21 protein-coding genes and 1 tRNA gene are annotated in these 24,164 nt (G+C 58.9%); 13 read left to right on the top strand and 9 right to left on the bottom strand.

All coding sequences use genetic code 11. The features are described 5' to 3' along the window. Positions 1 to 67: 67 nt before the first annotated feature. Both AB4Y89_RS16730 and AB4Y89_RS16725 read left to right on the top strand, forming a co-directional pair. Positions 68 to 2,401 carry a choice-of-anchor D domain-containing protein gene (locus AB4Y89_RS16730; protein ID WP_442302078.1) on the top strand — a complete coding sequence of 778 codons (2,334 nt, stop codon included), beginning with the start codon at positions 68 to 70 and terminating at the stop codon, positions 2,399 to 2,401. Positions 2,402 to 2,528: 127 nt separating this feature from the next. After that, positions 2,529 to 3,497, top strand: a complete 969-nt coding sequence (locus AB4Y89_RS16725; RefSeq protein WP_442302077.1) for a threonine dehydratase — start codon at positions 2,529 to 2,531, stop codon at positions 3,495 to 3,497. Between the two features lie 185 nt (positions 3,498 to 3,682). Here the strand turns inward: AB4Y89_RS16725 and AB4Y89_RS16720 are convergent, their stop codons facing one another. After that, a complete protein-coding gene (locus AB4Y89_RS16720) occupies positions 3,683 to 4,072 on the bottom strand; it encodes a hypothetical protein (protein WP_442302076.1) in 390 nt (129 codons plus the stop codon). Between the two features lie 15 nt (positions 4,073 to 4,087). After that, on the bottom strand, positions 4,088 to 4,987 hold the full coding sequence (locus AB4Y89_RS16715; RefSeq protein ID WP_442302075.1) for a hypothetical protein: 900 nt from the start codon (positions 4,985 to 4,987) through the stop codon (positions 4,088 to 4,090). 480 nt (positions 4,988 to 5,467) lie between these two features. Here AB4Y89_RS16715 and AB4Y89_RS16710 point away from each other — a divergent pair, with 480 nt between their 5' ends. The 3 genes from AB4Y89_RS16710 (at position 5,468) to AB4Y89_RS16700 (ending at position 7,021) form a co-directional block, all read left to right on the top strand. Then, positions 5,468 to 5,917, top strand: coding sequence for a DUF6152 family protein (locus AB4Y89_RS16710; protein ID WP_442302074.1), 450 nt, complete (start codon positions 5,468 to 5,470; stop codon positions 5,915 to 5,917). 16 nt (positions 5,918 to 5,933) lie between these two features. Further along, positions 5,934 to 6,425: a DUF6644 family protein gene (locus tag AB4Y89_RS16705; RefSeq protein WP_442302073.1), complete on the top strand. Its 492-nt coding sequence runs from the start codon at positions 5,934 to 5,936 to the stop codon at positions 6,423 to 6,425. Between the two features lie 125 nt (positions 6,426 to 6,550). Beyond that, positions 6,551 to 7,021 (top strand): DUF6644 family protein, encoded by a 471-nt coding sequence (locus AB4Y89_RS16700; RefSeq protein ID WP_442302072.1) that lies wholly within the window; start codon positions 6,551 to 6,553, stop codon positions 7,019 to 7,021. Positions 7,022 to 7,176: 155 nt separating this feature from the next. Here the strand turns inward: AB4Y89_RS16700 and AB4Y89_RS16695 are convergent, their stop codons facing one another. Further along, a complete protein-coding gene (locus AB4Y89_RS16695) occupies positions 7,177 to 7,374 on the bottom strand; it encodes a Sec-independent protein translocase subunit TatA/TatB (protein WP_442302071.1) in 198 nt (65 codons plus the stop codon). Positions 7,375 to 7,484: 110 nt separating this feature from the next. Between AB4Y89_RS16695 and AB4Y89_RS16690 the strand changes: the two genes are divergently transcribed. Next, entirely contained in the window at positions 7,485 to 8,252 is a 768-nt protein-coding gene (locus tag AB4Y89_RS16690) for a hypothetical protein (protein WP_442302070.1), read from the top strand. 109 nt (positions 8,253 to 8,361) lie between these two features. Here AB4Y89_RS16690 and glgC read toward each other — a convergent pair whose 3' ends face one another. The 3 genes from glgC to AB4Y89_RS16675 all read right to left on the bottom strand — a co-directional run bounded on the left by glgC (position 8,362) and on the right by AB4Y89_RS16675 (position 10,634). Then, positions 8,362 to 9,627, bottom strand: coding sequence for a glucose-1-phosphate adenylyltransferase (glgC, locus tag AB4Y89_RS16685; RefSeq protein ID WP_442302069.1), 1,266 nt, complete (start codon positions 9,625 to 9,627; stop codon positions 8,362 to 8,364). A gap of 236 nt (positions 9,628 to 9,863) precedes the next feature. Further along, on the bottom strand, positions 9,864 to 10,151 hold the full coding sequence (locus AB4Y89_RS16680) for a hypothetical protein (protein ID WP_442302068.1): 288 nt from the start codon (positions 10,149 to 10,151) through the stop codon (positions 9,864 to 9,866). Between the two features lie 294 nt (positions 10,152 to 10,445). After that, complete coding sequence (locus AB4Y89_RS16675; RefSeq protein ID WP_442302067.1) at positions 10,446 to 10,634, bottom strand: hypothetical protein; 189 nt, start codon at positions 10,632 to 10,634, stop codon at positions 10,446 to 10,448. Positions 10,635 to 10,727: 93 nt separating this feature from the next. On the opposite strand from AB4Y89_RS16675, the gene AB4Y89_RS16670 reads away from it, so the two are divergent. The 7 genes from AB4Y89_RS16670 (at position 10,728) to AB4Y89_RS16640 (ending at position 16,346) form a co-directional block, all read left to right on the top strand. Beyond that, positions 10,728 to 11,126: a hypothetical protein gene (locus AB4Y89_RS16670; protein ID WP_442302066.1), complete on the top strand. Its 399-nt coding sequence runs from the start codon at positions 10,728 to 10,730 to the stop codon at positions 11,124 to 11,126. A gap of 284 nt (positions 11,127 to 11,410) precedes the next feature. After that, positions 11,411 to 12,550, top strand: a complete 1,140-nt coding sequence (gene gcvT, locus AB4Y89_RS16665; protein WP_442302065.1) for a glycine cleavage system aminomethyltransferase GcvT — start codon at positions 11,411 to 11,413, stop codon at positions 12,548 to 12,550. A gap of 54 nt (positions 12,551 to 12,604) precedes the next feature. Beyond that, the gene (gene gcvH / locus AB4Y89_RS16660; RefSeq protein ID WP_442302064.1) at positions 12,605 to 12,982 is read left to right on the top strand and encodes a glycine cleavage system protein GcvH; all 378 of its coding nucleotides are present in this window, start codon (positions 12,605 to 12,607) and stop codon (positions 12,980 to 12,982) included. Continuing rightward, positions 12,982 to 14,307: an aminomethyl-transferring glycine dehydrogenase subunit GcvPA gene (gene gcvPA / locus AB4Y89_RS16655; RefSeq protein WP_442302063.1), complete on the top strand. Its 1,326-nt coding sequence runs from the start codon at positions 12,982 to 12,984 to the stop codon at positions 14,305 to 14,307. Before gcvH ends, gcvPA begins: the two co-directional genes overlap by 1 nt. Next, positions 14,307 to 15,851: an aminomethyl-transferring glycine dehydrogenase subunit GcvPB gene (gcvPB, locus tag AB4Y89_RS16650; protein WP_442302062.1), complete on the top strand. Its 1,545-nt coding sequence runs from the start codon at positions 14,307 to 14,309 to the stop codon at positions 15,849 to 15,851. Before gcvPA ends, gcvPB begins: the two co-directional genes overlap by 1 nt. Before the next feature lies 1 nt (position 15,852). Then, positions 15,853 to 16,116, top strand: a complete 264-nt coding sequence (locus AB4Y89_RS16645; RefSeq protein WP_442302061.1) for a hypothetical protein — start codon at positions 15,853 to 15,855, stop codon at positions 16,114 to 16,116. Between the two features lie 153 nt (positions 16,117 to 16,269). After that, positions 16,270 to 16,346, top strand: a tRNA-Arg gene (locus AB4Y89_RS16640). Between the two features lie 464 nt (positions 16,347 to 16,810). Here the strand turns inward: AB4Y89_RS16640 and AB4Y89_RS16635 are convergent. The 3 genes from AB4Y89_RS16635 to AB4Y89_RS16625 all read right to left on the bottom strand — a co-directional run bounded on the left by AB4Y89_RS16635 (position 16,811) and on the right by AB4Y89_RS16625 (position 23,313). Further along, positions 16,811 to 18,013, bottom strand: a complete 1,203-nt coding sequence (locus tag AB4Y89_RS16635; RefSeq protein WP_442302060.1) for a ComEC/Rec2 family competence protein — start codon at positions 18,011 to 18,013, stop codon at positions 16,811 to 16,813. A gap of 176 nt (positions 18,014 to 18,189) precedes the next feature. Next, the gene (locus AB4Y89_RS16630; protein ID WP_442302059.1) at positions 18,190 to 21,447 is read right to left on the bottom strand and encodes a carboxypeptidase regulatory-like domain-containing protein; all 3,258 of its coding nucleotides are present in this window, start codon (positions 21,445 to 21,447) and stop codon (positions 18,190 to 18,192) included. 261 nt (positions 21,448 to 21,708) lie between these two features. Beyond that, positions 21,709 to 23,313, bottom strand: a complete 1,605-nt coding sequence (locus AB4Y89_RS16625) for an ABC-F family ATP-binding cassette domain-containing protein (RefSeq protein ID WP_442302058.1) — start codon at positions 23,311 to 23,313, stop codon at positions 21,709 to 21,711. Between the last annotated feature and the right edge of the window lie 851 nt (positions 23,314 to 24,164).

Raw genomic sequence — 24,164 nt, 5'->3', positions numbered from 1 at the left:
TGACGATAATTTTGCTTGCTGTAAGGCCGGGGGGTACGTAGCCTCAAGAGGACTTTCAGCCTGAGCTATGAGCCGCCGCGTTGTTTCCGCCCTGCTTTTGTCTGTTACGACACTTTGGAGCCATGCCCAAGGCTCGTCGACCTGCACCGGCCTCTGCCTGCAGCAGGTGACCTGTCCTTCCGGACAGACAACCTCAATCAGCGGAAAGGTCTATGCCCCCAACGGGACAGATCCGCTGCCGAATGTGACGGTCTATATTCCCAACGCTCCGGTCGATGCCTTTACCGCGGGTGTCTCCTGTCCCGTGGTGGGTACGCCGCCCTCCGGCTCTCCACTCGTGGGAACCGTGACCGACGTGGATGGGTCGTTCACGCTGACCGATGCTCCCGTTGGAGCGAATATCCCCTTGGTCATCGTCTCCGGGCGCTGGCGCCGCCAGTTAACGGTGCCGGGGACAACGGCGTGTGCCAACACAAGCTTTGACGCAAACATGCCAAAAGATCACACCGAAGGCGATATCCCGAAGATCGCCATTGTGACAGGCAATCAGGATTCTGTGGAATGCGTTTTGCGGAAGGTTGGAATCAAGGATTCGGAGTTTACCGATCCTTCCGGAGCCGGCCGCATTAACTTTTATTCGGCTAGCGCGGCTCCTGGCGCCCGTATCACCACCACCACTCCCAATGAGACGGCGCTCGATGTCAGCTCTTCTACGTTGAATGCTTATGACGTACTGATGCTGCCGTGTCAGGGAAGTCCGTATGACCGCTCCGCGGCCCAACTGGCCGCCTTCCAGGCCTTTGCCAACGCGGGCGGGCGAGTCTACGCAAGCCATTACAGCTATGTCTGGATGTACCACAACGCACCGTTCAACGGTGTCGTGAACTGGCAACCTAACCGCTTTTCCGGAGTGAGCGGCACCGCCACTGTCAATCAGAACCTGGGAGAAGGGCAGACCCTGGCGCAGTGGCTGCAACTTGTGGGAGCGTCGACCACGCTGGGGCAGATGAATATCTCCACGCTGCGCAGCGACTTCACGACGGTGAATTCGCCGACCAAGACATGGCTGACGCTCAACAATCCGACTGCCGGGAATCCGGTGATGCAGTTTACCTTCGATACCCCGATCAGTAGCAGCAACCAATGCGGCCGTGTGTTGTTTGACGAATATCACGTGGAAAATCCGACGATCCAAAACGCCAATGTGATCTTTCCGAACGAGTGCCCCAATACGGCGATGACACCGCAGGAGCAGCTGTTGGAGTATTCGCTCTTCTCGCTGACCAGTGATGGCGGAGCTCCGACTCTCGATCCTTCGTCGTATGACTTCGGCAACCAGCCGCTCGGCTTTACCAGCGCTACGAAGTACTTCATGTGGACCAATCATTCGAGCTTTAACGGTTCGGTGACGTCCGCGACCGTGACCGGTCCTTTTGCAGCCAATCCGATCAACTGCACCAATATAGCCTCCGGAGCTTCCTGCCAGATCGCTGCGACCTTCACGCCGACCGTCCTCGGAGCTGCCACTGGAACGTTGTCGGTGCAGGCCAGCGGCAAGGCGCTGACGGCCACGTTGACCGGCACAGGGACCCCGGGCCTGACCTCTGCGCCCGCATCGCTGACCTTCGGCAGCCTGGACGTCGGCGCCTCGGCAACCCAGACCATCACGATTACGAACGTCGCCTCGGGAGCCATTGCGACCCCGCCGTTTACCGTCTCCGGTGACTATGCCGCAACCTCCAATTGTGGCGCCTCGATTCCGGCAGGAGCAAGCTGCCTGGTGACGATAACCTTCCGTCCCACGGGAACGGGAAGCCGCACCGGCACATGGGCCTCCGCGTCGACGGCTCCGGTCTACTCCGGGCTGACTGCGGCACTGAGTGGGACGGGCGTGGACTTTACACTCGCGCTGGCTCCGACCAGCGGCTCAACGGTCGCGGGTATTGATATCTCTACGGTCGCGACCGTGACGCCGACGGCAGGGTTCGCCAATCCTGTTACGTTGAGTTGCACTGATTCGGTGGCTGGTTCGACGTGCAGCTCATCCAAAGCAACATTTATCCCAACCGCGGCCACAACAGCGCAGCTTACGATTGCGACGACATCGCAGTATAAGGTCATCGGTTATGGCCTCGGCGGAGGCCGGTACCTTTGGCTTGTCGGACTGGGTTCAGGGCTCTTGCTTCTGGTCTGCCGTCGCCGTGCGGGACAGGTCATGCGGGTTTCGTTGATGCTCGTCGTCCTGGCAACACTCGGCGTAGGAGCTTCCGGTTGTGGCGGAAAAGCACCCGCGCAGAACGCTAACTATACCGGTCCGGGAGACTATACCTACACGGTCACCGTTACGGATGGCTTCCTGACCCACACAGCGACCTACAGCCTGCACATTACTGCTAAGTAAGTGCGGTGTTGGAGCTTGATGGAACTCGCTTTGAAGTGGTGAGTCGGCGACGGAAGCTCGAATCGGATGGGAGCACCAACCCAACAAGAATCTGTAACGCATCAAGAAGACCTTTCATCGAATCCGTATGCAACTGCCCGATCTCGCAGCAATTAACAAAGCGACACAGATCGTCCGCTCCGTGATGCCGCCCACGCCCCAGTACACCTGGCCGCTGCTCAATGCACGCACCGGAACGGAGCTGTGGGTCAAGCATGAGAATCACTCTCCAGTCGGAGCCTTCAAACTCCGCGGAGCAGCCGTCTATATGGACTGGCTAAAACACACCCAGCCCTCCGTCACAGGAGTCATTGCCGCAACGCGGGGAAATCATGGACAAGGTGTAGCACTCGCCGCGACTCGTCTGGGACTAACGGCTGTGATCGTCGTTCCGCACGGCAACAGCCGTGAAAAGAATCGGGCGATGGAGGCCCTGGGTGCCGAGCTGATCGAACACGGCGATGATTTCCAGGCGGCGTTGGAATACGCCATGCATCTGGCAGAAACCCGGCATCTCCATTTCGTACCATCGTTTCACCCGTTGCTGGTACACGGAACCAGCACGTATGCCTTCGAGTTTTTGACTGCTGTGCCTGAGCTCGACGCGGTCTATGTGCCGATTGGGATGGGATCTTCGATCTGCGGAATGATCGCTGTTCGCAACGCTCTCGGATTGAAGACAAAAATTATCGGCGTGGTCGCCAGCAATGCGCCGGCGTTTGCTCTCTCCTTCCGCGAGAAGAAAGTAGTTCCTGCTTTGGCGAACTCGCCTCTGGCCGATGGCCTGTCGTGCCGTTTACCTGACGCAGAGGCCTTGGAAACCGCCCTGGCGAATGTCGATCACATCGTCGAAGTCGGTGAAGAGGAGATCGCTGCGGCCATGCGCGCGTACTACCAGGACACTCACAACGTCGCAGAAGGCGCAGCGGCAGCCGGATTAGCAGCCGTCCTGCAGGAAGTCGCCTCTCTCCGCGGCCTTCGCATAGGTGTGGTCCTCACAGGCGGCAACGTCGATCAGGAACGCTTTATCGGTGCTCTGACCGCGTCTTCGAGCTAAGACGTATCGACAAATTCGATTTCGCCCATGCACGGGGTGCCCCGGGTCCCCTTAGGGACCTGGGCCCGGCCTTCGCTTTCCTAAGCACTCGATTCAATCTCTTCTGAAGAGACATATCGTTATCGGCATACGGTTGCGCGAAGCGCGACACTCACGCTACCTCCAGCGAACAAGTTCTCTCCGCCTCAACGCCCTCGCTTCTCCGGATGCAGATCATGACACGACGCGCAGCTCTTCTGCAGCGCCAGATAACTCTGCAATGCGTGCGGTATCTCCTCACTCTTTGCCTGTGAACCAATCTTCTCCGCAAGCTCAATCGTCCCCTGGTTGATCTTCTGCACATCATCAAAACCCTGCTCCTTCCAGAGAGCCTGATCCTGCTGCAGCAACCGCACGATCTCGCCGCTCAACGCTGCTGTCTTCGCACCATCTTTCGCATCCAGCGCATCGCGCAGATCGTCACGCGTATCCTGCAGCGTATCCATACGCGCCCGCAGCTCCGCAAACCTATCCGCTGTTACAGCAGCCCCCAGCGTGGAGGCCGCCATCAGCGTGAGTATCAGTAAACGCCGCATCGCGTTCCTCCGTTACTAATCAGGGATCGAGGTTACCGCCGGATGATTCTTATCCGGCGGAGGTGGAAGCGGCGCCAGCTTTCCGTAACCGCGCTGCCCATCGGGCCCAATCGGCCCAGGCCCAGGTCCAAGGTGCGGCGCGTCTACGTTGTCTTCGGCGCAGGAGTACTCCTTCACCTCATCGCCCGGCTTACCCAGGAGCCACGTGCGCTGATAGTGAACCGGCTCGGTGTAGAACTTCGGATCGGTCACCGTCATGTCGACATGGATGTGGCCGATGTCAGGCCGCGTCCAGCGTTCCATCACATGCTGCTGATCGCTGTGTGGATTGGCATTCTCATCCGCCCACGTCCGTTGCTCTTTGAACGATGTGGAGTCGATCACAAATGTATCGCCGTCCCAGGATCCGATCTCCTCACCAAAGAATGACGGATCGGGATCCTCCGCATGTTTGCGGCCATCAAAAGGAACCAGGCGATAGGTTGTGTACCAGTAGAGAAAGACCGCGTGATCCGCACCCTGCAGCAATTGAAAGGGAAGCCCGCTGGCATTGTGCCGCGGCAGGCCTCCGACGATGCACACTGCCTCTGGGTCCACCGTGTGTTCCAGGTTGTACTTCAACGCGGCTTCACCGGCAGGCGTGAAAGGAAGCTTGTATCCCGGATAGTCTTTTCCAAGATTCCCCGTGGGCTTGTCTTTCTTTGACGGAATCCAGTACCCGGAAAGATCCGGATGACCATTCAATCGCGGCGCCGGTCCTTTCGGCAGATCCGCTTCATTGCGCGAAAACGGAGAGTTCTCGCGGCCGGTGACATCCGCAGCCTTCTCTTTTTTCTGTTGAGCCCACAGGCCGGCAGTGCCGGAGAGGCACGCTGCCAGAGACACTGCGGCACTTAAGCGCACAATAGCTTTCATCAGGGAAACCCTTTCCAGTCAACCTGAAACGATGCGCCTTCGCAGGTACAGACGAGGGCTCGCACAAGTTCTTTCGTTATTGCGGATGGAATTCGTGAGAGAAGTGAACCGGATACTACCGGCAGACACGTGGGCGCAACTGTCTAGCGACAGGCGCAACAACAACGCATCAGTTCGAGCGATTGGCGGCTGAACATGTGCAAACCGTAGAGCAATTTCTCCAACGAGTCAAGCGCTCATGCTTGACACCATGCCGGGCGCAACATAGAGTGCAGCTATGCATCCGCTCCGCGCCATGCTTCGTTGTTGTTGCTACCTCCATCGCTAAGTGGACGGGCGACGCACGCATCGGCGCGTAGGAATATGCTGAATTTCACCAGGGATTCCGCATCTCCTCACATCGCAAGGTTTAGAAGCCCGTGCCTCTCGGAAACGGGTTTTTCGTTTTAAGCCACCTCCCAACAACACAGGAAAGACACCATGAAGAGCAGATTGCTTCTCTCATCTCTTGGTGCATTGGCGCTCGCATCGGCCAGTGCGTACGCCCATCACTCCTTCTCCGCCGAGTTCGACGGCAACAAGCCCGTTCGCCTGGTCGGCAAACTCACGCGTGTCGAGTGGACTAATCCGCACTCGTACTTCTACGTCGACATCACCGACGCTAAGGGCGCAGTCACCAACTGGGGATGCGAAGGCGCCGGCCCAGGCGCACTCAGCCGTCGCGGCTTCAAGAAAGGCGACCTGAAGGTCGGTGACACCATCGTCGTGGATGGCTATCGCGCCAAGGATGGTTCGCACCTCATTGACGCACGCCGCGTCACACTGCCCGATGGCCGCAGCATCTACGGTGGAACGCCCGGCGACGGCGGCCCCGGCGATGACGGCTCTGTTCAGGGAGCCTTGCCCAACACCGTGAAGCCCACGAAGTAATTCGGAAAGCATGGCCATGCCTCTGCTGCAGCACATCTGTCAGGTGATCTATGACTCGCAGATCGGAACCTCGATCCGCGAGTCAGAGTACCTGTTCTCCATCATCGAATCCGTCCATGTACTCGCCATTACATTGCTGGTCGGCACCATCGCCCTACTCGATCTGCGCATGCTTGGTGTCGTGTTGCGCGATGTCTCAGTCACGCGCATTGCGCGCGCTGTGTTTCCACTCACGTGGTCCGGCTTCGGCGTGATGTTTGTCAGCGGCCTCCTGCTCTTCTGGGCAGAGGCGGCAAAGAACTATACAAATCCCGCCTTCCGTATCAAACTCGTGCTGCTCGCTCTCGTGGGCCTGAACCCACTGATCTTTCACACCACGGTCTATCGCCGCGTGCAGGAATGGGAGATGGCTCGCTTCTCGCCCTGGCGTGCGCGCGCTGCCGCATTTGCGTCGCTTACGCTCTGGTGCGGCATCATCGTTGCCGGCCGGGCGATTGCCTACTTCTGAAAGGCTCGAGCATTTCTCCTGTAGGTGTAGTGCAGGGCTTATGCATCTATGGGCGTTTTCCTCAATGAAAACGCAGCTGCACGCTACTCACGGTATACCCAGCAACAGGAGAAATGCTCTCGCCAATGCTTCGCCTCTGGTTTGTCGCTCTCGCCCATTCTTCGCTCGGCCAGTTCATGCAGAACTCGCGCTGGGGCTTTGCCGCGGTCGAAGCCGTGCACCTGCTGGCGCTTACGCTGCTCGGAGGCTCCGTCCTGGTGCTGGATCTTCGCCTGCTGGGCCTGATTCTGCGGCGCGAATCTCCACGCACGCTGAACCGCGATCTCAGCCGCGTCCTGCTCAGTAGTCTCGCCATCCTGGTGCTGACCGGAATCGCATTGGTCTCGGAGGAGGCATTGAAGTGCTATTACAACGCAGCCTTCCGCTGGAAGATGGCGCTGCTCGCCGCAGCCGTCCTTTTTTATTTCACGCTCTACCGCAGAGTCGTTCTTAGCCTGGGCAGCGCCGCCACCCTGACCTCCCGCGTTACCGCGGTGATCTCGCTCTCACTATGGCTGGGGGTGGGAATTGCCGGACGCGCCATCGGGCTAATCTGAACCCCAAAGACGTGGCACAAAACCTGACACAAAAGGCTGACGCAAAACGGGTATGACGCAAAAGGAATTGACCCAAAAAGGCGACAGGGGAGTGGTTAAAGAACCACTCCCCTGTGCTCGTTTTCAATCTTCAGTGCGCCTGCGCGCGGGCCGGGTTACTTCGTCTCTTCGGGCTTCGGCGTGACGGTGTGTGAGTCCTTGGTGTCTTCGGTAACACCCTTCATACCGTCCTTGAAGCCACGGAGACCTTCGCCAAGCCCCTTACCCAGTTCCGGCAGCTTCTTGCCGCCAAAAAGAACAAGCGCGACGACCGCGATAACGATGAGGTGGGTAGGTGTGAATAGCTCGCCCATAACTGTCTCCAGGAATCCTTGCTCTATTGTCGCATAAACCGCAGCCGGACGGGCGCAGCGGCGTCCAACCGTTATATCTTTGAAGTTGCAGCTTTGCTGTCTGGAGGACCATGCGACACGAAGTGACCCGGCGCGCGCTTGCCGGGATGACCGCCCTGATTGCCACCACCCTGCTCTCCGCCACCATGGCAGCCCAGACTCCGGCCTCAACCAGTGGCCAGACGAGTGGATCGGCAGCCCCGGCCCAGCCCTCTCAGCCGCAGCCCGGAACAGCTCCGAAGCGCAACGTTCAGTTCGCCCGTCGCATTCCCGTCACCTATGACAACCGCTGGGAGGTCTACGGCGGCCTCAACTTCATGAACGGCCAGGCCGGCCAGAACCTGCCCAAGCGCTACAACATGGGCGGAGTCGAAGGCCAGGCCACCTATTGGCTGACCGATCGCATTGGACCGGCAGTCGACCTTCGCGTCGACTACGGCACCACCCCGGTCTTCCCGAATACCTTTCAGATCAACCGTCCGGTCGTTCGCCAGATCATCGGCATGGGCGGCGTGCAGTACCGGGGATGGAAGAATCAGCGCTTTGCGATCCAGTACCACGGTCTGGTTGGCGTCGGCGCCGGCAAGTTTGACGGCGGTACTCTGGGCGGCATCAACGCTCCCAGCCACAACGCTGCCGCCAATGCCGTTGCCGTCGGCCTTTACTCCAACCGCGTGAAGCCCGTAGGCGCCTTCGGCGGCTCGCTGGACATCAACGGTAGCTATCGCTGGGCCATCCGCCTGCAGCCGGACCTGATCGTGGAGCACTACGGCACCGAGTACCGCGAGTTCGTCTCCATCTCGGGCGGTGTGGTGTGGCGCTTCGGCCATCGCCAGTAGCAAGACACTCTTCAGGCGTCGCGGTCCAAGACCGGGACGCCTTTTGCATTTAAGCCGCACAAACAAATCGCCCGCCAGAAGGCGGGCGATTTTGCACAAAACAAACAGCCTACTTCCCGGGCTGTCCGGGCTGCATAAAGGTCTGGCTTACCGGATTTTCATAGACGGAGTAATCGCGCGTGACTACGGTCAGGCCGCTCGGCGTGACGAAGTAATTGCGCTTGTCTTCGGCCGGGTCGTACCCGATCACCGCTCCGTCGGGAATATGAACGTCGCGATCGATGATGGCATGGCGAATCCGCGAGTGCCGACCTACATTGACATGCGAGAAGATGATGCTCGAGTCGACGTCGGCATACGAGTTCACGCGAACATCGTGTGACAAAACCGAATTGCGCACCACCGCGCCCGAGATAATGCAGCCGCCTGAGATCACCGAGTTGATCGCCATCCCCGTACGTCCGGGCTCGCCGAAGACGAACTTCGCCGGCGGATACTGATAGGACCGCGTACGCATCGGCCAGGACTTGTCGTACAGATTGAAGACCGGCGAGACCGAAGCGAGGTCAAGATTGGCCTCGTAGTAGGCCTCCAGCGTGCCCACATCGCGCCAGTACAGCGCCTCCTGCTTGTTCTCGTCGACAAAGTTGTAGGCCATCATCTTGAAGCGGCCAAGCAGATTGGGCAGGATGTTGTGGCCAAAATCGTGCTTCGAGTTTGGGTCTTCCGCGTCCTTGATCAGCTCCGGCAGCAGGACATCCGTATTGAAGATGTAGATGCCCATGGAGGCATCGACCCTCTCCGGATTGAAGGGCGACCGCAGCTTGGTCTCCTTCGGCTTTTCGAGGAAGCCGTTGATCTCACCGTTGCGGGCAACATCCACTACGCCAAAACGCGGAACTTCTTCCGGCTTGATCGGCAGCGTCGCCAGCGTCACATGCGCTCCGGACTGGATGTGCTGATCCAGCATGAGCTGGTAGTTCATCTTGTAGATGTGATCGCCCGACAGAATGATGACGTACTTAGGCTGTTCTGAACCAATCGAATAGATGTTCTGATAGACCGCGTCCGCTGTGCCCATGTACCAGTTGACGCTGACACGCTGCATCGGCGGCAGAATCTCGATGAACTCACCCAGTTCATTGGCGACTACAGGTCCCCACCCCTCGCGGATATGGCGATTGAGCGAGAGCGCCTTGTATTGCGTAAGGATGTAGACCTTGCGCAGGTCAGAGTTGATGCAGTTGGAGAGGGTGATATCGATGATGCGGTATTGGCCGCCGAATGGAACGGCGGGCTTGGCGCGGTCACGGGTTAGAGGAAAGAGGCGCTCTCCAGCGCCACCGGCAAGCAGGACTCCCAACGTATCTTTCATTGATGGCACCCAAACACCCTTTACTTGCTGAGGTCAGACTTCTGGGTAAGACGCAACTTTACGTCTCCGCGTTCCCGACGGATAAGAATATCCCGTCGAGGATGAAGCGATAATAAACGGGGATGGCATTTGCCATCCCCGTTTGTTGTTCTCTTACAAAGATTTAAGGGGTCGCCATCGGACAGAAACCGGGCACGCACCACCCCGCTGCATCTTTCATCCTGATGGAGCGAGGCTTACTGATTCTCGGTGTCTTCTACAGAGATCCGAAGCGACTTCAAAAAATTGACGTCGTTTGAGGTGAAGGGTCCGTTCATCGTCTCCTCCCCCTCTACGGCTCCCGCCGCTTCTTCTTCGTGGACCTCGTTCAGGCCGATGGTCGCCTCAAGCATGAGCAGCACGTCGAAGCCCTGCTCCCGGATGTCGCGCACTACGCCTGCAATGTGCTCCGACTCAGAGACCGACTCGTGAATGGCTTCGCCAAGCTGCTGGATCAGGTCCTTCACTTTTTGGTTCAATGACACCTCCGTCGAATAGCCACTTCGCCGCGCATCGGGTATTCCCAGCCTTCGCAGCGGCGGGAACGGCATTGCGGGGTGTTGGGCACCGCCTGTTGACTCTTACATTACTGCTGTATTGGACGACTCGCAATGGGTTCTGGATACCATTTTTGAGGACAGTTGCCTAATGGCAGTTGCCAGTAAACGGTTTCCAGTTGACGAGGTACGGCAGGGTTAGCGAGTCAGCCTCAACACACCTATAAAAAGACACTTCGGGGCAACCTGCCGCAGTGCCTTCATCCAACGGGCAACTGGCTTTTATGCCACCAGGGTATGGTGGTCGCTCCATGCGTCTTCGAGTTGGTGGGCAAGATCCCCAATTGTTTTTCCCTTTTCGATTGGTTTCTCCTCTTCTTTCTCTCTCTTCTTCTCCGGCTCAGCACCTGGCCTGGAGATCAGAAACGCGGCAGCAGCGGCGCCCACAAAAGCAGCCGAAAGAATAAGCATTCTCATGCCTGGTTGGATTACAGGTCGATCCTGCGGGGTTGGTCTTGCAACACGTGTTTCAGGGAAAAACTTCCCAACGCGTAAACTGGAGACATGGATAAGGTGCGGCTGGGAAAGGTGCTGGGTGCGGGCGTTCGACACGCCGCGCGCACCGCCATTGAAGCCAGCAAGGCGGCTGCCGCCCCCGATCCAACGCCGGCTCCACGGCAGAGTGCGCGCCAGCACATCGATGTGCGCCGTGCCGCGCAGGGCGCCAGCCGGGGCTTCTTCGGCACCGTCAAACACGCCGGCCGAGCCGTCTGGCTGCAGGTGATGGGCACGCTCTTCGCCTTCTTTGCCCTGTATTTTGTGCAGGCGACGATTACCCATTTCGCCTCCTACCGCGAAGGCGGAGTCCATCGGCAGCAGTGGTACATGAGCGCGGCGATTGCCCTGCTTTTTACGTGGTTTGCTGTCACCAGCTTTGTCCGGGCGGCAAAGAAGCCCCGTTAGGGCGTATCGGCAAGTTCGATCTATCCCACCCATCGCGATGCGATGGATGGGGCACCCAATGCATGGGATAGCCGGAATTTGCTAATGCGACCTGGATCTTCGCCCATCCCGGGCGGCGTGGCAGCCGGGGGTACCGGTCGCTGCGAAATGACAAAAAAGGGCCAAATCTCTCTTATCTCCTTTGCGCGGTTAGCGCACATGTGTGACACATCCGGCCCCCTGAATTAAAATCAATCCTTGCCCTTCGCACCACAATCCAAGCTCAAACAAAGGTGGTCGTAACCGTGTCTGACTCTGGCTCCGTGCTTCGTAAAACCGCATTGAATGCCACCCACCGCGCCCTGAAGGCCAAGATGGTCGACTTCGGCGGATGGGATATGCCGGTCGAGTACTCGGGCCTGATCGCCGAGCACCTGGCTGTCCGCACGGGTGTGGGTCTCTTCGATGTCTCGCATATGGGTGACATCCAGCTCCGCGGGCCGGGTTCGCTGGATGCCGTGCAGAAGCTGTTGATGAACGACGCCAGCAAGCTGCAGATAGGACAGGCGCACTACTCCGCCATGCTGACCCCCGAAGGCACCTTCGTCGACGACGTGGTGCTGCACAAGCTCAGCGAGAACGACTACCTGATCGTCATCAACGCCGGCACGCGCGAGAAGGATGTGCATTGGGTCCGCAAGACCATCGGCATGATGCCGAGTGTTCATATCAACGACTTCAGCGATATGTACACGCAGCTTGCCATCCAGGGCCCGAAGGCCATCGATGTGCTGCGCAAGCTGACCGATGTTGACCTGGACGCCATCAAGAACTACTGGTTCACCTGGGGCAAGGTCTGTGGTTTGTATAACGTCCTGGTCGCCCGCACCGGCTACACCGGCGAAGACGGCTTCGAGATCTATGTCCCCTCCGACGAAGCCACCAGCGCTCGCGTCTGGAATGAGGTTATGGAGGCCGGCAAGGAGTTCGGCATTCTGCCTTGCGGTCTGGGCGCGCGCAACACGCTTCGCCTGGAGAGCGCTATGGCCCTCTACGGTCACGAGATCTCTGACACCATCAACGTCTTCGAGGCCGGCCTGGGCCGCTACTGCAAGCTTGATAAGGACGCCGACTTCGTCGGCAAGCAGACGCTGCTCGCCGTGCAGGCGGAGGGTGGACCGAAGCGCAAGCTGGTAGGCCTTGAGACCATTGACCGCGGCATCGCCCGCGATGGATATCCGGTCTTCACGCTCGATGGCAAAGAGATCGGGGTCGTTACCTCCGGCTCGCCTTCGCCTTTCCTGAAGAAGAACATTGCCATGGCCTACGTTCCTGTAGAGCTGAGTGCCGTAGATACAGAGCTGGCCGTACAGGTCCGCTCCACCATGGTGAAATCGAAGGTAGTTCCGTTGCCCTTCTACAAAAAGCCTAAGAAGACCACGTAGTTTTGCAGTTTCCGTTGCATCCGATTTTTCTAAAGACTGGAGAGCGCACCCGCAATGGCTTACCCGACCGAGTACCGCTACACGAAAGAACATGAGTGGATCGCAGCCGATGGCAGAATCGGCATCACCGACTACGCGCAGTCGACGCTGGGCGATATTGTCTTTGTCGAGCTGCCTGCCGTGGGCGCTGAGCTGAAGGCCGGTGAGAGCTTTGGCACCGTCGAGTCCGTAAAGGCCGTCAGCGATCTGTACTCGCCGGTGAACGGTAAGGTCCTCGAAATCAATGAAGCCCTGAACTCCGCTCCGGAATCGGTGAATGCCGATGCCAATGCGACCTGGATGATCAAGTCCGAGTTCGATGCCTCACAGCTCGAGAGCCTGCTGACCGCCGAGGCCTATGAGAAGTTCATCAGCGAAGAGACGGGCCACTGATGCGTTATCTACCAAAGAGTCCCAGCGACCGTGAGGCGATGCTCGCCGATATCGGCGCGAAGTCCATCGACGATCTGTTCGCGACGGTTCCGGCGGAGTATCGCCTGAGCCGCGACCTGAATGTTCCGCGGCAACATGGCGAGCAGGAGGTCATCGAGCACTTCAAGGCATTTGCCGAGAAGAACGCTCTTGGCTATGCCAGCTTCCTGGGCGCGGGCGCCTATCGTCACTATCGTCCCGTTCTGATCGACACGGTGGTCTCGCGTGGTGAGTTTCTGACCAGCTATACGCCGTACCAGCCGGAGATCGCGCAGGGAACCCTGCAGGCGCTCTTCGAGTTCCAGACGATGATCTGCGAGCTGACCGGCATGGAGATCTCGAATGCCTCCATGTACGACGGCTCAACCGGTGCTGCCGAGGCTGTGATGATGGCGGTTCGGGTTACCGGACGTAACGGAGCTGTCGTTGCGCGCACGGTGCACCCGGAGTATCGCGAGGTGCTGACGACCTATGCGCAGCATCAGTCCATCCCGAAGACCGAGGTCGACTATGACCCCGCGACCGGACGTGTGGATCTGGCCAAGCTCGATGCCGCTATCACCGATGACACCGCCTGCGTCCTGATCCAGTCGCCGAACTTCTTCGGAACGATTGAAGATGTGGCCGCGATTGCGGATATCGCGCATAAGAAGGGCGCTCTGTTGATTGTCTCGATCGCCGAGGCGGTTTCGCTCGGCATCGTTAAGCCACCGGCTGAGGCCGATATTGTCGCGATGGAAGCGCAGTCCTTCGGTGTTCCCGTGGGCTATGGTGGGCCGTACTGCGGCGTCATTGCCTGCAAGGAGAAGTTCCTGCGGCAGATGCCCGGACGCCTGGCCGGCGAGACCAAGGATATGGACGGCAAGCGCGGCTTCGTATTGACGCTGTCCACTCGCGAGCAGCATATCCGCCGCGAGAAGGCGACCTCGAACATCTGCACCAACCAGTCGCTGGTGGCGCTGATGGTGACGGTCTTCCTGACGGTCTACGGTAAGGGTCTGAAGGAGCTAGGCGAGCAGAACCTGGCGAAGGCTCACTACGCGGCACAGACCATCGGCGGCACCGGCAAAGTGCTGTTCGGTGGAGCGCCGCGCTTCAACGAGTTCGTGTATCAGGGCTCACAGACATCCGAAAAGGGCAATGCCGCATTGCTCCAATCCAAGATCGTCGGCGGCCTGCCGCTGGAGAAGTTCTATCCCGAGCTCGGACCGAACGCTTCGCTCTGGTGCGCTACCGAGCTCACGACCAGGGCACAGATTGATGCTGCGGCGGAGGTGCTGAAGTAATGGGAGATAAGTTTGTAGGAACCCCGAAGAAGGCCTCAGTCCACGTTAATCAGAACGAGGACCTGATCTTTGAGAAGTCGTCGCCGGGCAAGAAGGCTTACCGCCTGAGCGAGCTGGACGTTCCGGCTGTGGACGCCGCCGCGCTGCTGGGCGATGCTGTCCGCACCGACCTCGGCGTGATGCCGGAGCTCTCAGAGATCGAAATCGTTCGTCACTTTACGCGCCTCTCCACCTGGAACTATGCGATCGATCTCGGCATGTTCCCGCTGGGAAGCTGCACGATGAAGTACAACGGCCGCGTGAATGAGCTGGTCGCCCGCCTGGAAGGCCTGGCCGAGGCGCATCCCTATCAGCCGGAGTCGTTGTCGCAGGGTGTACTGGAGATCATGCAGGTGCTCACGGATTCGCTGCTGGATATCACCGGCATGGACTCCATCACACTGCAGCCCGCTGCGGGCGCGCATGGAGAGTTCACCGGCATTCTGCTGGTGCGTGCGTATCACGAGAGCAAGGGCAATCCGCGGAAGAAGATCCTGATTCCGGACTCGGCTCACGGGACGAATCCCGCTACGGCTGCGGTAGTCGGCTACCAGGTGCAGAACCTGAAGTCGAATGCCGAGGGCATGGTCGATCTCGCCGAGTTGGAGAAGCTGGTCGATGAGGATACAGCAGCGCTGATGCTGACCAATCCTTCAACGATCGGTGTCTTCGAGAGCGAGATCCATAAGATCGCCGACATTCTCCACGCCAAGGGCGCGTTGCTGTACATGGACGGCGCTAATATGAACGCTCTGGTTGGCAAGGTTCGTCCCGGCGACTTCGGTGTGGACGTGATGCACCTGAACCTGCACAAGACCTTCTCCACGCCGCACGGTGGCGGCGGCCCAGGTTCCGGTCCGGTGGCCTGCAAGAAGATTCTGGAGCCCTTCCTTCCGACACCCGTGCTCGCGACCAAGAGCGACGGTATGCTCACACTGGACTACAACCGTCCGCAGAGCGTCGGCCGTGTGCGCGCCTGGTACGGTAACTTCGGTATGTTTATCCGCGCCCTGGCCTACATTTTGGCCAACGGTCCGGATGGCCTGCGCCAGACGACGGAAGACGCTGTTCTCAACGCCAACTATCTACGCGCCAAGCTGGAAGATGTCTTCGACCTGCCCTTCAAGACGGCGTCGATGCACGAGGTCGTCTTCAGCGATAAGCTGCAGGCGAAGAATGGCGTGAAGACCGGCGACATGGGCAAGCGTCTGCTCGACTACGGCTTCCACGCCTATACGGTGAGCTTCCCGCTCATCGTTGCCGGCGCGATGATGATTGAGCCGACCGAGAGCGAGAGCCGTGAGGAGCTGGACCTGCTGGTCGATGCTCTTCGCCAGATCGCACGTGAAGCTGAAGAAAATCCGGAGCTGGTGAAGACTGCTCCGCATACAACCCGCCTGCGGCGCCTGGATGAGACCACGGCTGCGCGTAAGCCGGTCCTTCGCTGGAAGGCTCCGGTTGCGAGCACCCCGTTGACTCCCGATACCGCAGCGAAGGAGTGGTAGTTTGGCGAATGTCTTCCACGACCGGCGCGAGGAACTCGAGAAACACGAGTTCATGATGGGCGTTGCTCGTGGAAGACTCGCCGTGTCGCTCGATGTGCTGACAGATGCCCTGGCTATGGTTGGACAGCATGGCGTCTACTGCACCTCGAACCGTAATCCGGCGGTTCCGGCGCTCGATCTGCAGTTTGTTCTCTCGCAGATTACCGGGGCGAAGGAGCTGATTCAGTCGGTGATGCAGGAGCTGGAGAGCCAGAAGCAGCCATAGGAGTTCTTGCCTTCCTTGCCCACCCTAGCGTTGCGAGGGTGGGGCACCCCGGCAAGGTAAGCATGCTAGGGGCGGAAGTTTCCGAGTGCTCCCATCATCACAAGCGGCCCTGATATCCGTGCTAGGCTAGTGGACAGGGTTTGTATTCCAAGGGCACCCGTAGCTCAGCTGGATAGAGCGGCAGCCTCCGAAGCTGTAGGTCAGAAGTTCGAATCTTCTCGGGTGCACCACTTCCTTAAGATTGAAAAAGGCTCCGACTATGTCGGGGCCTTTTCGTTGTTGGTTGTTTTGCTTGCTTGAGATGTTGTGACGTCCTCACCCACCCTAGAGCATTTTCCCTGTAGCTGGGTATCCCGGAAGGGGTGTGCAGCGGCGTTTTCATTGCGGAAAACGCCCATAGATGCAGAGGCCCTACAGCCTACAGGGAAAAGGCTCTAGCGTTGCGAGGGAGGGGCACCGGGCTGGGACAAAGTTGTTAAAGCGGTCGCGCGGAGCGCGATACCCACCCTTTTGCTTCGCAAAGAATGGGGCAACGGTCGTCGTGGCTGGGATATTTCTCTGCCACACCGATGAAGCGGGTCCTTCGCGGTGCTCAGGATGACAAAGCAAAAGCGGTTCGAGCTTCGCTCGAATGCCCACATCTGCTTCGCAGATATGGGGCACCCAGCCCGGTACCCGACCGCTCTACCCGGATCTAGCCGCGGGTGCGGTAGGGCTGGGAGGTGAAGAGGATGGGTGCGTCTTCGCGGGTGGAGTCGAGGACGAAGATCTGGAAGGTTTCGGTGTTGGCGGAGACGCGGATTACGATGTGTCCCTGGCGGCTGCGGAAGTGCGGGGTGAACCGGTTGTTCAGGAGCCGGTTGGCGGGCAGGGATTCTGTAGCGTAGACGTCGTGCCTTGCTGCTCCTGGCCACTCGCCCAGCATGCGTTGGGCCTGGGCTGGACCGGGGTGGCCTACGTCCCATGCCTGGATGATGTAGGCCTGTGCGTCGAGGGCACGGACGAACTCGCCGCCGGTGGCGTCGAAGTAGCCGTGATGGTTGGCGGTGGCTACGTCAGTTCTGCCTGCAAGTCGTGCCACCGGTGATTCCAGATCGAGCCACGGTATGCGGCCGTCGTGGGTGTCGCAGTAGAGGTCTCCGCCGGTGTAGTAGCTGAACTTGCCGAAGGTCATGCGCAACGAGATGGAGTAGAAGTTCTCGTTGGGTTGTTCTTCTGCGCTCAGTGCGTCTGTCGGTATTACGCTGCGGGATGTCTCTCCCTGGCCCGTCCAGATGCGGCCGTTGGCGGAGAGGATACGGATCTCCGCGCCTTTGAGAACGATCTGGTGGCTGGAGCCGAGCTTCGCAGCTTCAACGCGCTTGTGGTTACGAACGCGCGATTGCAGATAGGCGAGATAGTTGGCCGCGAAGGGTGCGTCCAGTGGCTTGGCATCGCCGAAGTTGGGATAGGCGCGGTCGATGTGGGTCTCGATCGGGAGCAGCGCATCGACATCGCTTAGACCGGTGAGTTTGTAGCTACCGTCGGGAGAGGCTGGACAGTTTGCTTCGAGATCACCTACGTGATCGGGATGAATGTGGGTCGCCAGGGAGTAGTCGATGCGGCTGACGCTGTTGCGGCGGGCGTACTCAGCGATCCATTGTCCGGGGCGACGGGTGCCGTTGGGTCTGGGGGAAGAGGATGTCTCCAGAGAACTGGTGGAGGAGCCCGCGTCGATCAGGAAGGAACGTCCGTCCGGTCCGAGGATGAGGGTGCTGTTGCCTCTCCCAGTATCGATGTGATGGATGTCGAGTTCGCCTGGGCGCTTCGCGGGGAGCGTGGCCGAGCTCTGAGCAAAGGCAGATGGGGAGACGGCTGAGGCGGCAAGAAGACGGAGAACGGAGCGGCGAGTGAGCATAGATGTCGACAGAGTTGAGAGTAGCCCGGAAGTGTTCGCTCAGTGTGACAAAAACGAATCGAGCTTGCGCTCGAATTCCCACATCTGCTGCGCAGATATGGGGCACCCAGAGTATGGGCCGAGCCAAAAATGACAAAGCCCCGGCCGAAGCCGGGGCTTTGTTGTTCGTCTTTTTTTTAGAACCACAGCTTGGCTGCCACCTGAACCTGGCGCGGTCCAAAGAGAACCGAGCTGGTTGTGGTTGGCGTACCGAATGCGGTTGACGTGAACGGGGCGATGCACGAGTTGCTGTGTCCCGCACACGCTGCCGTTCCATTTTGCACAGCCGAGAATGCGCTGGTGCTCTGCCCAATGATGTGGCGACGGTTTGCCAGGTTGAAGACCTCTGCGAAGACTTCGAACTTGACGCTCTCGTGGATCGGGAACGAACGCGAGACGCGAGCGTCGACATTGCGGATACCCGGTCCGGGAAGATTGTTGCGGCGGTACTGCGGAGCACGACCACCCGTACTGGAAGCGAAGAGACTGACCACGCCGCCCGTCACACCACCGTCGATACCGCCGCCGGCGGAAGCCGACAGGAAGTTCGACATGAACTGCGTCAGCGGAAGACCGGTCTGCTCGGTCGCCGTTCCGGAGACCGTCCAGCCGTTTGCCGCGTAGCGCAAGATGGAGTTCGAGAGACCGAAGGTTGGAGCGTAGACGATGCTGCCGACAAAGCGTCCGCGCATATCCAGATCCGAACGTCCGTACTCATTCAGAGTTCCGGGGCTCTTCAGATTGTGCGGATCGGAGATCGCGTTGGTTCCGTTGAAGGTACCGTTCTGACCGGAGACCTGCGATCCGTCGATGGCCTTCGCCCAGGTGTAGTTGGCAAGCAGCTCAACACCGTGGCTGAAAGGCTTACGGACCGAGAAGGCTCCGGAGTGATACCAGGAGTTGATGCCGCTGAAGCCCACCAGGATGATGCCATCGTTCGGTGAAGGACGCGTACCCGAGTAGAACGGCACGGTGATCGTCGACTGGGTGGCACCCGCCGTGTTGACAATGTCCCAGGTCTTCGAAGAGGCCGACTGGGGCAGGTTGGCATCGATGAAGTACGGCAGACGCATGCCGCGGGTGCCGATATACGAGAGCGAGAGGCTAACGTTTCCCGGCAGACGCTGCTCGACTGCCAGATCGACAGAGTGGGTATAGGGATTGGTGAAGTTCGGGTCCTGGCCGCGGAACGAGAGCGGAATCGCTCCCGCGCCCGTGTTCTGTACGGTCGGGGTGACAGCACCGGCAAATGGGGCCGCCAAGGCCGGTCCCGGAGGCGTGAACAGAACACCCATGTTCTGCGGCGCACCTGCGGCCGATGGGGCCACCGTGTACTGCTGCTGGAAGACACCGTTCTCTACGCGGGTGCAATACAGGGTTGAACCGGAGGTCAGGCCATAGAACATACCGTAACCGCCTCGAACCACCATGCCGTCAACCGGTGACCACGCAAAACCGACACGCGGCTGCACCATCTTCATGTTGTTCTTAATCGTGTTGGTGTAGTAGTTGCCGAGAGGGCTGGGAACGCCGTTGTAGCTGTTGGTGTAGGGACGCGGAGGCGCAGGAATCAACTGCACGTCGTAACGAACGCCCACCGTCAGCGTGAAGTCGTTGCGGAGCTTCCAGGCATCTTCGGCGAAGCCGGCAATGTTCTTGTTCCAGAAGTCATCCGCACCTACATGGGTAATGGGATCGTTCACCTGGGTAAAGGTGGTGTAGTGACGTCCACCGTTCAGGCCATAGACGTCCTGTACCCATGCCTGGAACGAGAGCGGCGTAGTTGCCTGGGAGTAGCTGTAGATACCGCCGCCCTGGAACAGGTTCGAGAGCTGCTCGTGGATCAGGTTGATATCCGCGCCGAACTTCAGCGAATGCTTACCATGCACGGTTGAGAAGATATCGGCAAACTGCCAGCGATGCTCATCCGGGAATGCTCCGCGAGGCAGAGCATTCGGCATACCGTAGGCAAACAGACCGCTAATGGTCACGCTCGGTCCGGGGGCATTCGCTCCGGTCGTCTCAAGATCGCGCGACCACTGGAAACGCACCGTGTTCGCGGACTTGGAGGAGACGACGCTCTCCCAGTTGGCCACCAGGAAGCGCTCGTGGAAGTCCGCGCGTCCGTTGGTTGTCGCCGAGCTGTTATTGGCAGTAGCAGAGGTGGTGTAACCATTCGGCTGCTTGTAGTCCTGCCAGTTGAAGTTCACCGAAATGTGGTTCTTGCCGTTGAGCTGATAGTCAAGACGCGGGAAGAAGATATCCTGCGTGACGTTACGCGAAACAGCCGTCTGACCGCTGAGGATATATGCCTTGGCGGCATCGCACTGGGTCTGGCTGACCGGCGTTGGGCAGCTGTAGCCTGCCAGAGACGACGCAGAGATCGAGCTGGTGTAGAGCAGCGGATTCACCTTGCGGAAGCCGTCATAGGTGAAGAAGTAGAAGAGCTTGTCCTTGATGATGGGACCGCCCACCGAGCCACCGAACTGCTGCTGCTGACGAACCGTCGGCGTCAGCAGGAAGGGCTGATTGCTGCTGCGTCCAGTGAACTTCGCAAAGGGGTCAAGTGCGTTCAGAGTCGGATAGCGCAGGTAGTAGAACAGGTCGCCATGAATCAGGTTGGTACCGCTCTTGGTGATGGCGTTGACCTGTCCGCCGGCCGCCTGTCCGAACTCCGCGGAGTAACCGGAAGCGGAAGAGGCGAACTCCTTGATGGAGTCCTGCGAGAAGACATACGGAGAGCCGATTGCGCGGCCACGGGCTTCCGAGAAGAAGGCCTGCTGGTTGTTGGCGCCGTCGACCAGGTTCGTGTTGTACAGACCGGAGATACCGCGATAGGAGATCAGGCCGCTGTTACCGTCCGGCACCACGTTGGTGGTGAGCAGCACGAAGTTATCCCAGCGGCGACCGTTTACGGGCAGGTTCGAGACAAGCTGCTGATCTACTGTCTGCGAGATCTCAGTCTTTTCGCTATCAATCAGCGGAGAAACGTCGGAGACGGTAACGTCCTGGGCGACCGAGGCTGCGGGGAGCTTTTCATCTACGCTCAGAGTCTGACCTACCGTCAGAACAAGGTTCTTGCGCGTGACCTTACCGAAGTTGCCGGTGCCACCGGCCACAACTTCATAATGGCCAGGCTGCAGGAAGGTCGTGCTATAGTCGCCGTCGTTGTTGGTGGTCACCGTACGGCTTGCGCCCGTGTCGGTGTTCGTGATGACGACGGTGGTATTCGGAACTGCGGCGCCGGAGGCGTCCGTAATAGTTCCGGAGATAGTACCAGTCGCAGCGGTTTGTGCCAGAGCGCGCGGCGTGGCTAGATACGCCGGAACAACTAACATACCGGCAGTCAGCACAGCCGCGAATACACGCGTGCTACAGATCTTTGCAATCTTCATGAAACGTCACTCCTCAAAAGGGCGAAACAAAAATCAAAGGTTTCGAAGCGGTTCTATCGGTTAAGAAATCCCGGGAACTCGTGGCGCGCTCGTTTGGGCACGGCTGCGCCCGAAAACCTATTTCAGGTGTTAGATCTACGGTCAGTGACCGCAGACGGGTTGTCAAGTAAAAGAATCACAAGGATTCTTACGTGCAAACCTCACCGTCCGCATGCCAGGGCGTGTCCCAGTGCAATACAAACGGTGAAGTTTTGCGGGAAGTTACTTTGCGGCGGCCAGGACCTGTTGATACTCGGCGTACGGTCCCTTGAAGTCTTCGACCTTGCCGTCCTGGAAGTGCCAGATGCGGGTCGCGACCTCGTCGATCAGGTCCTCATCGTGTGTTACCAGCAGCACCGTACCCTCATACTTCTGCAGCGCCTGGTTCAGGGCGTTGATCGATTCCAGGTCGAGGTGGTTGGTGGGCTCGTCAAAGATCAGGATGTTGGGCTTCTGCAGCATCAGTTTGCAGAAGATCAGGCGGGCCTGCTCGCCGCCTGACAGAGCTTCAGTCTTCTTCAGGCCCTCTTCGCCGCGGAAGAGCATCTGCCCCAGAATGCCGCGGATATCTTCTTCCGTAGCCTTCTCATCGAACTGGTGCAGCCAGTCGGCGACCGTCATGCCCTTGGTCACGGTGCCGGTGTGGTCCTGTGCGAAGTAGCCGATGTTAGCCTCGTGCCCCCACTTCACCGTACCGCCGTCGCGGGTGAATTCCTTGTCGTCGGTTTCCGGCATGCCGGCCAGAAGCGACTTCAGCATCGTTGTCTTGCCGGTTCCGTTACGGCCGATCAGCACAACCTTGTCGCCTCGCATGACCGCAGAGGTGAAGTTCTTGAAGACCGTCTGGTCATACGACTTCGAGACGTGCTCGATCTCCAGAATGTGCTTGCCCGAAGGGCGAAGCTGGTCGAAGCGGATATACGGGCGTTGGATGTTCGACCGAGCGAGGTCCGTGGTCTGAAGGCGCTCAACTTCTTTCTTACGTGAGTTCACCTGCGACGAACGCGTACCGGCCGAGAAGCGGGCGATGAAGTCATTCAACTGAGCGATCTTCTTCTCGCGCTGCTCGTTCTGCGATTCGATACGCTGGCGGACCTGCGTCTTCTGCAGCACCATCTCGTCGTAGCCGCCGGTGTAGGTAATGATCGTCTGATAGTCGATATCGGCGATGTGAGTGCAGACCGAGTTCAGAAAGTGGCGGTCGTGCGAGATGGTGATCAGGGTGCCATCGAAACGGACCAGGAAGTCCTGCAGCCAGTGGATGGACTCAAGATCGAGATAGTTCGTAGGTTCGTCCAGCAGCAGCGCCTGCGGATTGCCGAAGAGAGCCTGTGCCAGCAGCACGCGAACCTTCTGGCCGCCCTGCAGCTCGCCCATCTTGCGCTCATGCAGGTCGTCTGCGATATCCAGACCCTGCAGCAGCACCGCCGCATTCGACTCGGCCTCGTAACCGTCTTCTTCGCCGATCACGCCTTCCAACTCACCCAGGCGGATGCCGTCGTCGTCCGTCAGCTCTGCCTTCTCATAGAGGTGGTCGCGCTCTTCCAGGGCAGACCAGAGGGCTTTGTTACCCATGATGACGGTGTCGATGACACGGTAGGCGTCGAACGCGTATTGGTCCTGACGCAGCACGCCCAGCTTCTTGGGGCGCACAACGTTGCCCTTCTGGGCATCGAGCTCGCCCGTAAGCACCTTCATAAAGGTGGACTTACCGGCGCCGTTCGGACCGGTGAGGCCATACCGGCGGCCCGAGATAAAAGTGGTGCTTACGTCCTCAAAGAGAACCTTCGAGCCGTAACGCATAGAGACATTGGAAACGGAGATCATTCGTCTTCTATTTTCTCATGCGTTGTCCAGCGTTAAGTGCGGCAAATTCCGCCCCTGTTTGATGAATTGTGCGTTAGGGGACGGACGGATTTTGTCCGACGGGCCGGGGCGTTTCGCGATTCCTTTCAGGGAGGAATGGCAAGGGCGGGGTTATGTCAAGGTTGTTGGCACACCAGGCATCGACCTCAGCGGTTAAAACCGCTTTCTTTTACTGGTGGATACGGGCCGGCTGAAGCCGGCCCCTTAAGCACGACATTCGCGCTATGCGCGAACAGGACGGAACAGAATGGAAGGAACCGACTCGAATGACAGGCTCTACTTCGGTGCAATGTCTTCATGAATTTCCTGCAGGAACGCCGAAATCTCTTCGTCTGAACTCAGAGCGGTGTAATTGCCCTGTTCTATCGCATCGAATCCTTCTTTGGAAACCGATCGGAGCGACTCCATTCTGTCCGAATTTTTGCTTGCGCGCTTGGACTTGCTCGATGCATCAGTGGATCGTTCAGCATGCCTGGTTAGATTGGGGTCAGGGTGTAGCATGAGCAACTCCTTTTCTTCTTCTTTTTCGTGCTGCTTTTCTGCTGCGTATCGACCTTCGTTGTAGCTCTATGGAGCGGGCCTTCAGCCCTTCATTTTCTATCAGCTAGCGTACCTGGGGCGTTGCCCCAGGCTCATATAGAGCGCACCTTTGGTGCTTTTCTTTCGCTCCGAGCAGAGAGCTCTGTAATACGAACTCTATCGCGTCTAGTCCTTCTTTGGTCGCGATCGGAGCCATTCAATGCCTCCTGGCCAAGGCAAAGGGGCGACATTTGCCGCCCCTCTCTGGTGAATTGTGGGTTGGGGAGCACTGG

The organism is Terriglobus sp. 2YAB30_2 (genome assembly GCF_052114765.1).
GTDB lineage: Bacteria > Acidobacteriota > Terriglobia > Terriglobales > Acidobacteriaceae > Terriglobus.
Note: the sequence above shows the minus strand (reverse complement) of the source record. Positions and strands in the feature narration are given on the sequence as shown.

Bases quoted from the DNA above. Each gene is read 5' to 3' on its own strand.
- AB4Y89_RS16705 (WP_442302073.1), top strand. From the start codon at position 5,934: ATGCCTCTGCTGCAGCACATCTGTCAGGTGATCTATGACTCGCAGATC.
- AB4Y89_RS16730 (WP_442302078.1), top strand. From the start codon at position 68: ATGAGCCGCCGCGTTGTTTCCGCCCTGCTTTTGTCTGTTACGACACTT.
- AB4Y89_RS16675 (WP_442302067.1), bottom strand. From the start codon at position 10,634: ATGCTTATTCTTTCGGCTGCTTTTGTGGGCGCCGCTGCTGCCGCGTTT.
- gcvPB (WP_442302062.1), top strand. From the start codon at position 14,307: ATGGGAGATAAGTTTGTAGGAACCCCGAAGAAGGCCTCAGTCCACGTT.
- AB4Y89_RS16715 (WP_442302075.1), bottom strand. From the start codon at position 4,987: ATGAAAGCTATTGTGCGCTTAAGTGCCGCAGTGTCTCTGGCAGCGTGC.
- gcvPA (WP_442302063.1), top strand. From the start codon at position 12,982: ATGCGTTATCTACCAAAGAGTCCCAGCGACCGTGAGGCGATGCTCGCC.
- AB4Y89_RS16690 (WP_442302070.1), top strand. From the start codon at position 7,485: ATGCGACACGAAGTGACCCGGCGCGCGCTTGCCGGGATGACCGCCCTG.
- AB4Y89_RS16625 (WP_442302058.1), bottom strand. From the start codon at position 23,313: ATGATCTCCGTTTCCAATGTCTCTATGCGTTACGGCTCGAAGGTTCTC.
- AB4Y89_RS16725 (WP_442302077.1), top strand. From the start codon at position 2,529: ATGCAACTGCCCGATCTCGCAGCAATTAACAAAGCGACACAGATCGTC.
- AB4Y89_RS16720 (WP_442302076.1), bottom strand. From the start codon at position 4,072: ATGCGGCGTTTACTGATACTCACGCTGATGGCGGCCTCCACGCTGGGG.
- AB4Y89_RS16695 (WP_442302071.1), bottom strand. From the start codon at position 7,374: ATGGGCGAGCTATTCACACCTACCCACCTCATCGTTATCGCGGTCGTC.
- AB4Y89_RS16670 (WP_442302066.1), top strand. From the start codon at position 10,728: ATGGATAAGGTGCGGCTGGGAAAGGTGCTGGGTGCGGGCGTTCGACAC.
- gcvH (WP_442302064.1), top strand. From the start codon at position 12,605: ATGGCTTACCCGACCGAGTACCGCTACACGAAAGAACATGAGTGGATC.
- AB4Y89_RS16700 (WP_442302072.1), top strand. From the start codon at position 6,551: ATGCTTCGCCTCTGGTTTGTCGCTCTCGCCCATTCTTCGCTCGGCCAG.
- AB4Y89_RS16635 (WP_442302060.1), bottom strand. From the start codon at position 18,013: ATGCTCACTCGCCGCTCCGTTCTCCGTCTTCTTGCCGCCTCAGCCGTC.
- AB4Y89_RS16710 (WP_442302074.1), top strand. From the start codon at position 5,468: ATGAAGAGCAGATTGCTTCTCTCATCTCTTGGTGCATTGGCGCTCGCA.
- glgC (WP_442302069.1), bottom strand. From the start codon at position 9,627: ATGAAAGATACGTTGGGAGTCCTGCTTGCCGGTGGCGCTGGAGAGCGC.
- AB4Y89_RS16630 (WP_442302059.1), bottom strand. From the start codon at position 21,447: ATGAAGATTGCAAAGATCTGTAGCACGCGTGTATTCGCGGCTGTGCTG.